This window comes from Rathayibacter sp. AY1F8 (assembly GCF_002932165.1).
Lineage (GTDB): Bacteria > Actinomycetota > Actinomycetes > Actinomycetales > Microbacteriaceae > Rathayibacter.
In genome coordinates this window covers 106,010-116,445 of sequence record NZ_PSVB01000010.1, presented here as the reverse complement: position 1 = coordinate 116,445, position 10,436 = coordinate 106,010, and the positions used below count along the sequence as shown (strand labels likewise).

The window sequence follows — 10,436 nt, the reverse complement described above, 5'->3', positions numbered from 1 at the left end:
GGGGGAACGCGTCATCGCAGGACTTTCTCGAGTGGCCGGCGGGGGCCGGAAGAGGGGGTACTCGATGCTCGCACGGCGGACGCACGAGTGGGACCGGAACGGGGGCCCTCCGTCTGGGGGACGCGCGGGAGCTGAGGTCCTCCGCGGGTCAGAGCGCCGGGAGAGGCCGCCTGAGAGCGTCCAGCCGCTTCCGCCAGGCGTCCAGGCGGCCCGGCTCCGCGGCGAGCGCCGGTCCGTCCGCCCAGGCGGTCGCCAGCCGCAGACCGTGCAGGGCGTTGGCCGTCCAGACCTCACGGCCCTCGAGCGACTCCGGCTCGGCCGGGGCCTCGATCACGTCCACGCTGAGCGCGCCGGCGAGCACCGAGACGGTGCGAGCCGTCACGCTGCGCACGCGGGTGCTCGTCGCCGGAGGGACGACCAGCGCGTCGCCCAGCCACCACAGGATCGCGCTGCTCGCTCCGTCGATGACGGCGCCCTCGGCGTCGAGCAGCACGGCCTCGTCCGCTCCCGCGGCGTGCGCGCGCGTCCGCAGGAGGGCGAGACGTGCGATGTCCGGCCCCTTCCAGGACGGTGTCCGGCGCGGATCCACGGGGCTCGTCCACAGCACCACGGAGCGGGTCGTCGGCGGGGCGGATCGCAGCCGGAGCCGCAGGGCGCCTCCCGAGAGCTCGACGCGGGGGAAGGAGCGGCCCTCGCGGGGCAGGGCGGCGATCGCGGCGTGGAGGAACGGCTCGACGTCCGGGTGCCCGCCCGCCGAGGCGACGGAGGCGGCGAACCGCTCGCGGTGCAGGTCGAGCCCGCGGACGCGTCCCTCGTCCACCAGCCAGGAGTCGGCCGCGTCCAGGGAGGTGCCGGGCGGCTCGGGAACGCTCGTCAGGGCCCGCCCGTCCCACTCCCGAACCTGCTCGCCGTCCACGACCGCCTACGCTAGCCCAGTGGTCTCGGAGGATCGGCACGTCCGCTCGATCGAGCTGCCCTGGGTCGATCCGGAGCTCGCGCACCACGCCCTGTTCGCCACGGCCGAGGCGTCGTTCTGGCTCGACTCGGGCCTCGGAGCGACGAGCGGCCGCTCCTACCTCGGCGCGTGCGCCCGCGGGGACGTGCTCCTCGTCGAGGCCGGCGGCGACGTGGCGGCGGCGCTCGCCGCGGTCGACGACGAGGCCCCGGCGGGCGACCGCGCGCTCGGCCGCTACGGCTGGATCTCCTACGAGGCGGGAGCAGCCTCCGTCTCCCTGCCCTCGGCGCCGACCGGCCCCGCGGATCCGCCGGCCCTCGCCCTGCTCCGGGGCGACCCCGTGCTCGAGTTCGACCACGGGGCCCGGACCGTCCGCCTGGTCGCCACGGGAGACGTGCAGGAGCTCACCGCGCGCCTGCTCGAGCTCGTCGGGGCGCCCGCCCCCGCGGACCCCGCGGATCCCGAGCCCGCCGGCGTCCCGGTCCGCCGCCACTCCGCCGCCGAGTACACGGCGCTGATCGGCCGCTGCCAGGAGGCCATCCGCGCGGGGGACGCCTACCAGCTCTGCCTCACCGACGAGATCGTCGTCCAGGGCCGGTTCGATCCGGTCGAGGCGTACCGTCGCCTCCGCCGCTCCAGCCCGAGCCATCACGGCGGGCTGATCCGCCTCGGCCCGCTCGCGCTCGTCAGCGCCTCGCCCGAGCGGTTCCTCACCGGCGGGGCCGATGGACGCGTCGCCACGCATCCCATCAAGGGCACGCGCCCCCGGGGCCGGGACGCCGACGAGGACCGCGCGCTCCGGGACGAGCTCGTGTCGAGCGTGAAGGAGCGGGCCGAGAACGTGATGATCGTGGACCTCGTCCGCAACGACCTCGCCCGGATCGCCGCCCCCGGCTCCGTCGTCGTCGACCGCCTGCTCGAGGTGGAGAGCTACCCGCACGTCCACCAGCTGGTCAGCGAGGTCTCGGCCCGCCGGGCGCCCGGCGTCGGGATCGCCGAGCTGATCGCAGCCCTCTTCCCGGCCGGCTCGATGACGGGAGCGCCCAAGCGCCGGGCCGTGGAGCTGCTGCGGGAGTGGGAGGGCGGTCCCCGCGGCGTCTACTCCGGCGCCTTCGGCCGCCTGGGCTCGGACGGTTCGCTGGACCTCGCGATGACGATCCGCACCCTCGTGCTCGACGGCGAGCGCGCCCGCCTGGGGACCGGCGGCGGCATCACCGCGCTCTCGGTGCCGGAGGAGGAGGTCGAGGAGACGCGGCTGAAGGCGCGGGCGCTCCTCGCGGTGCTGGGCGCCGCCGAGGAGTGAGCGGGCGCCGCGTTCGTCTGCCGTGCGCGCGGGGCCAGTAGGGTTGATGGTCGAACGCAGCCGCCCACGCGTGCGCGTTCTCCCCCTCCTTCAGAAGTGAGAAGCACCTGTGGCAGAAGACACCTCCCGGCAGACCGGCGCGAGCGACGAGGAGCGCTACGACTTCCGAGCGCTCCAGGAGAAGTGGCTCCCGATCTGGGAGGAGACGCGCCCGTTCGCGACGGACGACCCCGACGACAAGCGCCCCCGCAAGTACGTGCTCGACATGTTCCCGTACCCCTCGGGCGACCTGCACATGGGCCACGCCGAGGCGTACGCGCTCGGTGACGTGATCGCGCGCTACTGGCGCCAGCAGGGCTTCAACGTCCTCCACCCGATCGGCTGGGACAGCTTCGGCCTGCCCGCCGAGAACGCCGCGATCAAGCGCGGGCTGAACCCGGTCACCTGGACCTACGACAACATCGAGCAGCAGAAGCGCTCGATGAAGCGCTACGCCGCGTCCTTCGACTGGGACCGCGTGCTGCACACCTCCGACCCCGAGTACTACAAGTGGAACCAGTGGCTGTTCCTCAAGATGTACGAGAAGGGCCTCGCCTACCGCAAGGACAGCTGGGTCAACTGGGACCCGGTGGACCAGACGGTCCTGGCGAACGAGCAGGTCCTGGCGGACGGCACCTCCGAGCGCTCCGGCGCGGTAGTGGTCAAGAAGAAGCTCACGCAGTGGTACTTCAAGATCACCGACTACGCCGACCGGCTGCTCGACGACCTGAACCAGCTCGAGGGCTCCTGGCCGTCGAAGGTCATCGCCATGCAGCGCAACTGGATCGGCCGCTCCATCGGCGCCGACGTCGAGTTCGAGATCGAGGGCCGTGACGAACGCGTCACCGTCTTCACCACGCGCCCCGACACGCTCTACGGGGCGACCTTCATGGTCGTCGCGCCCGACTCCGATCTCGCCTCCGAGCTGGTCGAGGGCTCCGAGCCCGCGATCCGCGACGCGTTCCGCAGCTACCTCGAGACGGTGCAGAAGTCGAGCGAGATCGAGCGCCTGACCGCCGACCGCCCCAAGACCGGCGTGTTCCTCGGCCGCTACGCGGTGAACCCCGTGAACGGCGAGCGGCTGCCGATCTGGGCCGCCGACTACGTCCTCTCCGACTACGGCCACGGAGCCGTCATGGCCGTGCCCGCGCACGACCAGCGCGACCTCGACTTCGCCCGCGCCTTCGACCTGCCCGTGCGCGTGGTCGTCGACACCAACGCGTCCGTCACCGGGGCGATCCCGGTCATCCCGGAGGACCCGGAGGAGCTGGCCGCGCTCGAGAAGGAGTACTCGCTCGACCCCGCCACGACCGGCGAGGCGCTGACCGGCGACGGCCGCCTGATCAACTCCGGGCCGCTCGACGGGCTCTCCAAGCGCACCGCCATCGAGCGCGTCATCAGGATGCTCGAGGAGCGCGGCCGCGGCCGCTCGGCCAAGAACTACCGCTTGCGCGACTGGCTGATCTCGCGTCAGCGCTACTGGGGCACCCCCATCCCGATCATCCACGGAGCCGACGGCGAGCTCGTGCCGGTTCCCGAGGACCAGCTGCCCGTCGTCCTGCCCTCCACCGACGGTCTCGACCTGCAGCCGAAGGGCTCGTCGCCGCTCGGAGCGGCGGAGGACTGGGTGAACGTGCCGCACCCGGTGGACGGCTCGCCCGCCCGCCGCGACCCGGACACGATGGACACCTTCGTCGACTCCTCGTGGTACTTCCTCCGCTTCCTCTCGCCGAAGGACGACACGCAGGCCTTCGATCCGAAGCTCGCCGAGAAGTGGGCGCCCGTCGACCAGTACGTCGGGGGCGTGACGCACGCGATCCTGCACCTGCTGTACGCGCGCTTCATCACCAAGGTGCTGTTCGACCTGGGCTACGTGTCGTTCACGGAGCCGTTCACCGCGCTGCTGAACCAGGGCATGGTGCAGATGGACGGCGCGGCGATGTCCAAGTCGAAGGGCAACATCGTCCGGCTCTCGGACCAGCTGGACGAGTTCGGCGTCGACGCCGTGCGCCTGACGATGGCGTTCGCCGGCCCGCCCGAGGACGACATCGACTGGGCCGACGTCTCGCCCGGCGGCAGCGCGAAGTTCCTCGCCCGCGCCTGGCGCCTGGCGAAGGACGTCACCTCGAGGCCCGACGTCGAGTGGAAGTCGGGCGACGCGGCTCTGCGCCGCCAGACCCACCGCTTCCTCGCGGAGTCCCCGTCGCTGATCGAGGCGTTCAAGTTCAACGTCGTGGTCGCGCGGCTGATGGAGCTCGTCAACGCGACCCGCAAGGTCGTCGACTCGGGCGCCGGGGCCGGGGACCCCGCGGTCCGCGAGGCGGTCGAGGTGGTCGCGATGGCCCTCAACCTGTTCGCGCCGTACACGGCGGAGGACATGTGGCACCGCCTGGGCTACGAGGGCACCGTCGCGCACGCGCTGTGGCGCAAGGCCGACCCGTCGCTGCTGGTCGAGGAGAAGGTCACGGCGATCCTGCAGGTCGACGGCAAGGTCCGCGACCGGCTCGAGGTCTCGCCGAAGATCTCCTCCGACGAGCTCGAGGAGAAGGCGCGGGCCACAGCCGGCGTCGCCCGGGCTCTCGTCGGCCGCGAGGTCGTGAAGGCGATCGTGCGGGCGCCGCGCCTGGTGAACCTGGTGACGAAGGCGGTCTAGCCGCCGATCCGTCCCGACGGGGCTCCTCCTCTCGCGGGAGGGGCCCCGTCGTGCGTCCTGCGCCGGTGCTGCTCTCTCCTCCACAGGGAGGCGATCCGGCGGGCTGTCCCCGGATCGGTGTCTGCGGCTGCGCCGGGCGGTGACGCGGGTCCTACCGTCGGCGGATGCCAGAGACCAGCGGGACGGACGACGAGCAGCTGACGGCGCTGCTGCGGCCCCGCCGCGCCCGCCCGCGCTGGCGCGTGGGAGTGGGAGCGGCGGTCGTGCTCGTCATCGGCGCCGCGGTGGTCGCGGTGCTGCTCGCGGGAGCACGGTCGAGCGGTCATGAGCGGGTCCTGGAGCCCGCCGTATCGACGAGCGCGCCCGCTGCTGCGGTGGTCGAGTCGCTGTACGTGCACATGGCCGGGGAGGTCGCCTCTCCCGGGCTGTACGTCCTGTCGCCGGAGGCGCGGGTGGCGGACGCGGTCGCCGCCGCCGGAGGGTTCCAGGAGTCGGCGGAGCGCGCGGCGGTCAACCTGGCCCGGAGGCTCGTCGACGGCGAGCAGATCGTCGTGCCGGCCGTGGGAGCGGCGCCGGCCGCGGCGGGAGCGGCTCCGGGCGGATCCGCTCCGGGAGGGGCCGCCGCCGCCGGATCCGTGCTGAGCCTGAGCACGGCGACGGCCGCCCAGCTGGAGGAGCTGCCCGAGATCGGCCCGGCGACCGCGAAGAAGATCGTCGCCCACCGGGAGGCGAACGGCCCGTTCTCCTCCGTCGATCAGCTGCTCGAGGTCCCCGGGATCGGCGAGAAGACGCTCGCCGCGTTCCGCGACCAGGTCGCGCCGTGAGGAGCGTGCGGGCGGCGGACCTGCGGCTCCTGCCGGCAGCGGTGGCCGCGTGGACCACCGCGTGGGCGGCCGGGATGCTGCCGGTCGCGGCAGTGCTCGACGGGGGCCTCTCGTGGTGCGCCGCGGGCTGGGTGCTCCTCGGGGCGGCGTGCGTCCTGCTCCGGCGCGGTCTCGGCGGGCGGCTGGTCGGAGCGGTGCTCGTCGCGGGCGCGGGTGCCGCCCTGGCCCTCACCTCCGTCGTCGCTGCGGCGCCCGGTGGCCACCCGGCGTCGCTGCGGGAGGCCCAGGAGGATCGCGCCCTCACTCCGGTCACCGTGCGCGTCGACACGGGTGCCCGACCGCTCGCGACCGGGGGAGTGTGGTTCGACGCGACGGCGCTGCGGGTAGGAGACGCGTCGACCGCGGCCCCCGTCCGCGTGCTGCTCGCCGATCCCGGCGGTCGTCTGCCCGTGGGCGCCGAGCTCGACCTGGAGGCGCGTGCTGCGGCGCAGGAGGGGTCCGTCGGCGAGGCGACGATGCTGAGAGCGGCGTCCGTCGAGGACCGGCGCGGTCCCGGGGGAGCGGCGGCCGTCGCGGAGGTGCTGCGCTCGCGCTTCCTCGAACGCGCGGCGCTGGTCGGCGGCGATGTGGCGGGGCTGCTGCCGGGCCTCGCGACCGGCGACACGTCCGCGCTCGACGCGGGGCTCGAGGAGGCGATGCGCACCGCGTCGCTCACCCACCTGACCGCCGTCTCGGGCGCCAACTGCGCCGTGGTGGTGGTCGCCGGCTGGACGATCGCGGCGCTCCTCGGCGCCGGGCGCCGCCTCCGGACCGTCGCCGCCCTCGCCCTGCTCGCCGGCTTCGTGGTGCTGGTGACCCCCGAGCCGAGCGTGGTGCGGGCCGCCGTGATGGCGACGGTGGTCCTCCTCGCGCGGCTCGGGCGTCGCTCCGGAGCGGCCGTGCCCGCTCTGCTCGCGACCGTCGTCCTCCTCGTGGCCGCCGACCCCTCGATCGCGGGGAGGCTCGGCTTCGTGCTGTCCGTCCTCGCCACCGCCGGACTCCTGCTGCTCGCCGAGCCGATCGCGGGCGCTCTCGGTCGGGTGCTGCCCCGGCCTCTCGCCCTGCTGCTCGCGGTGCCGACCGCGGCGCAGCTCGCCTGCCAGCCCGTGCTGCTGCTCGTGGACCCGTCGGTGCCGGTGTACGGAGTGCTCGCCAACCTGCTCGCCGAGCCCGCGGCACCCGCCGCGACCGGGCTCGGGCTCGTCGGCTGCCTGCTCGCTCCCTGGTGGCCCGGAGCCGCCGACGCGGCGATCCGTCTCGCCGCCGTTCCCGCCTGGTGGATCGCCTCGATCGCCCGCGCCGTCGACTCGTGGCCCGCTCCGAGGATCGCCTGGTGGCCCGGCGTGGGAGGAGCGCTCGCGCTCACCGTGCTGACCCTGCTCGCCCTCGTGCTCGTCACGCAGTCGCCGCGGCTCGCGCGGGTGCGCCGGATCGCCGCCGTCGGGCTGGCGTGCGCGATCGCGGCCGCCGGCGGCACCACCGTCGCCACGCCGCTCCTCCGCGCCGCCTCGGTTCCCGAGGACTGGCGTGTCGCGATGTGCGACGTCGGGCAGGGCGACGCGGTCCTCCTCCGCGGAGACGCGGGCGTGCTGCTCGTCGACACGGGGCCCGAGCCCGCACCACTCGAGGCCTGCCTCCGCCTGATGGGAGTGGACCGGATCCCGCTGCTGGTGCTCACTCACTACGACCTCGACCACGTCGGCGGGCTCCACGCCGTCCTCGGACGGACCGATGCCGCGCTCGTCGGGCCCGCCGCGGGCCGCGACGACGAGCGCGACCGGGCGGCGCTCACCGGCGCCGGGGTCGCCGTGCAGGAGGCGGTCCGCGGCGACAGCGGCGCGCTCGGCTCGCTGCGCTGGCGGGTCGAGTGGCCGGAGCGGCGGAGCGCGCTGCGGGGCAACGAGGCGAGCGTGACCCTCCGGGTCGACATCGGCGCGGACGCCCGCGGCGGCCCGCTCTCCGTCGCACTCCTGGGCGACCTCGGCGAGCAGGAGCAGGGGCGCGTCTCCCGGCTGCCGGTCGGCCGGGTCGACGTCGTCAAGGTCGCGCACCACGGCTCCGCCGACCAGTCGCCCGCCCTCTACGACGCGCTCGGCGCGAGCGTCGGGCTGATCTCCGTCGGGGCGGAGAACGACTACGGTCATCCGAATCCGTCGCTCCTCGCTCTGCTGGCCGAGCGCGGGGTCGAGGCGCTGAGGTCGGATGTCGAGGGTACGGTCGTGCTCGCGTCCCGCAGCGACGGGATCGCGGTCTGGGTGAGCGGCGCGACGGCTCCCGCGGCGGCCTCGGGGCGCCGTGAGCGGGCCGTAGGGTGGAGGGCGCTCGGACGGGCGCGGCACGGAAGGACACGGCATGGCAGGCAGGGCCCCGGCGCGCGCGAAGGCAGCGCCCTCGAAGGCGGCGATCCCGCAGCTCGCCTGGAACCAGACCCGGCCGGCGCCGATCGTGCTGATCACCGGCCCGGAGCAGTTCCTCGCCGACCGCGCGCTGCGCTTCCTCCGCGAGTTCCTCCGGGCCGAGGACCCGAGCCTCGAGGTCAGCGACATCGACGCCGGCGGCTACGCGCCGGGGGAGCTGCTGACGCTCGCGAGCCCGTCCCTCTTCGACGAGCCCCGCCTCATCCGCGTCTCGAACGTCGAGAAGTGCACGGACGCGTTCCTCCTCGAGACCCTCGACTACCTCTCGGCGCCCGCGGACGGGGCGACCCTGGTGCTCCGCCACGGCGGCGGCAACCGGGGCAAGAAGCTCCTCGATGCCATCCGCTCGGGCACGGGCGGCGGCATCGAGATCGTCTGCGCCGAGCTCAAGCGCGAGAGCGACAAGGTCGACTTCGCGATCGCCGAGTTCCGCACCGCCGGCCGCACGGCGACCACCGGTGCCGTCCGAGCCCTGGTGTCTGCCTTCTCCGACGACCTCGACGAGCTCGCGTCGGCGTGCCAGCAGCTGCTGTCCGACGTCACCGGCGAGATCACCGAGGCGACCGTGGCGAAGTACTACGGCGGCCGCGTCGAGACCACGGCCTTCACCGTCGCCGACTCCGCGATCGCGGGCCGTCACGGCGAGGCGCTGCTCGGGCTCCGCCACGCCCTCGCCTCCGGTGCCGACCCGGTACCGATCGTCGCCGCGTTCGCGAGCAAGCTGCGGACCATGGCGAAGGTCGCCGGCTCGCGCGAGGGCTCGGGCCAGGTCGCCTCGCGTCTGGGCCTCGCTCCGTGGCAGGTGGACCGGGCCCGGCGCGACCTGCAGGGCTGGACCGGCGAGGGCCTCGGCACCGCGATCCTGACGGTCGCCGACGCCGACGCGAACGTGAAGGGCGCCACCCGCGACCCCGTGTACGCCCTCGAGCGCATGGTCTCCGTCGTCTCCGCCCGGGGCCTCTGACCCGCCCGAAAGACCCTGCGCCCGCGATCCGCACCGACCTCGTCCCCGGCGGTTCTCGATACGCCGCTCCGCGGCCGCTCGACCAGCAGTGAGGGGATCACCTCCCCTCGCAGGGTCGCACCGCGGCCGACGAAGAGTCGGACGACGACCCCGCAGGGTCACCGGCGATCCGCGTGTCAGCGGATCGTCGTACCCGGAACGGAACCCGCTCCTCCCACCGCGACCACTATGAGACCCGACCGCGTCACGTCCGATGGACGACGAAGCGTCGCACGATGACCTCGCAGGGTCACCGGCGATCCGCGTGCGAGCGGATCGTCGTACCCGGAACGCTCCCCGCTCCTCCCACCGCGACCACCCCTGTAAGCCGACCGCGCGACGGGCGATGAGGAACGAGGAGCCCGTCGAAGACGGCACAGCTCACCGGCGATCCGCGTGTCAGCGGATCGTCGTACCCCGAAACGCTCTCCGCTCCTCCCCCCGCGACCCTCCGCGGTAGCCGACCGGGCCGCAGCCGATCGAGAGCCGGACGATGCCCTCGCAGGGTCACCGGCGATCCGCGTGCGAGCGGATCGTCGTACCCGGAACGAAACCCGCTCCTCCCACCGCGACCACCCCTGTAAGCCGACCGCGCGACGGCCGACGAGGAACGAGGAGGCCGTCGACCGCGAAGCGGAAACGACGAAGGGCCCGGCCAGAGGCCGGACCCTTCGTCGTTTCCGCTTCGCGCAGTATTACAGCGCGGCGACCTGCTTCGCGATGGCCGACTTGCGGTTCGCGGCCTGGTTCTTGTGGATGACGCCCTTGCTGGCGGCCTTGTCGAGCTTCTTGGCGGCGAAGGCGAGGGCGGTGCCGGCCTTCTCGGTGTCGCCGGCGGCGATGGCGGTGTGGACCGAGCGGATGGCGGTCTTCAGCTCGCTCTTGACGGCCTTGTTGCGCTCGTTCGCCTTCTTGTTGGTGAGGTTGCGCTTGATCTGCGACTTGATGTTTGCCACGTGGATTACCTTCTTCTCGGATGTGCGTGTGTGCAGCCGGCTACTCGACGGAGTGCCCCTTCCGCGGGCGTCTGAACGCCCTGCGGTGCGACTGGAGGTCGCCGGCTTCTGATCACTCCACGCCTGCCGGGTGTCCGGAGGGGGAGCGCAAGCCAACAAGGAACTTTAGCGCACCCGTCGTCACCCTTCAACCGCGCCGCGCCCGCGGAGGCGGCGCCGTCCGGGTCGGGGCCGCCGGGGCGACACG

The 10,436-nt window shown here is 73.8% G+C and carries 6 protein-coding genes and 1 pseudogene; 5 read left to right on the top strand and 2 right to left on the bottom strand.

What is annotated here, in order from left to right:
- Positions 1 to 148: 148 nt before the first annotated feature.
- The gene (locus tag C5C35_RS09640; protein WP_258066339.1) at positions 149 to 916 is read right to left on the bottom strand and encodes an aminotransferase class IV; all 768 of its coding nucleotides are present in this window, start codon (positions 914 to 916) and stop codon (positions 149 to 151) included.
- Positions 917 to 935: 19 nt separating this feature from the next.
- Between C5C35_RS09640 and pabB the strand changes: the two genes are divergently transcribed.
- The 5 genes and pseudogenes from pabB to holA all read left to right on the top strand — a co-directional run bounded on the left by pabB (position 936) and on the right by holA (position 9,194).
- Positions 936 to 2,258, top strand: coding sequence for an aminodeoxychorismate synthase component I (gene pabB, locus C5C35_RS09635; protein WP_104263016.1), 1,323 nt, complete (start codon positions 936 to 938; stop codon positions 2,256 to 2,258).
- 109 nt (positions 2,259 to 2,367) lie between these two features.
- Positions 2,368 to 4,950, top strand: coding sequence for a leucine--tRNA ligase (gene leuS, locus C5C35_RS09630; RefSeq protein WP_104225642.1), 2,583 nt, complete (start codon positions 2,368 to 2,370; stop codon positions 4,948 to 4,950).
- 164 nt (positions 4,951 to 5,114) lie between these two features.
- Positions 5,115 to 5,774, top strand: a complete 660-nt coding sequence (locus C5C35_RS09625; RefSeq protein ID WP_104263015.1) for a ComEA family DNA-binding protein — start codon at positions 5,115 to 5,117, stop codon at positions 5,772 to 5,774.
- A gap of 74 nt (positions 5,775 to 5,848) precedes the next feature.
- Positions 5,849 to 7,549, top strand: a pseudogene (locus C5C35_RS17410) (ComEC/Rec2 family competence protein); the annotation flags it as partial.
- 616 nt (positions 7,550 to 8,165) lie between these two features.
- Complete coding sequence (gene holA, locus C5C35_RS09605; protein WP_104225645.1) at positions 8,166 to 9,194, top strand: DNA polymerase III subunit delta; 1,029 nt, start codon at positions 8,166 to 8,168, stop codon at positions 9,192 to 9,194.
- Between the two features lie 734 nt (positions 9,195 to 9,928).
- On the opposite strand, the gene rpsT is transcribed toward holA, so the two are convergent.
- Positions 9,929 to 10,189, bottom strand: coding sequence for a 30S ribosomal protein S20 (gene rpsT / locus C5C35_RS09600; RefSeq protein ID WP_097165711.1), 261 nt, complete (start codon positions 10,187 to 10,189; stop codon positions 9,929 to 9,931).
- Between the last annotated feature and the right edge of the window lie 247 nt (positions 10,190 to 10,436).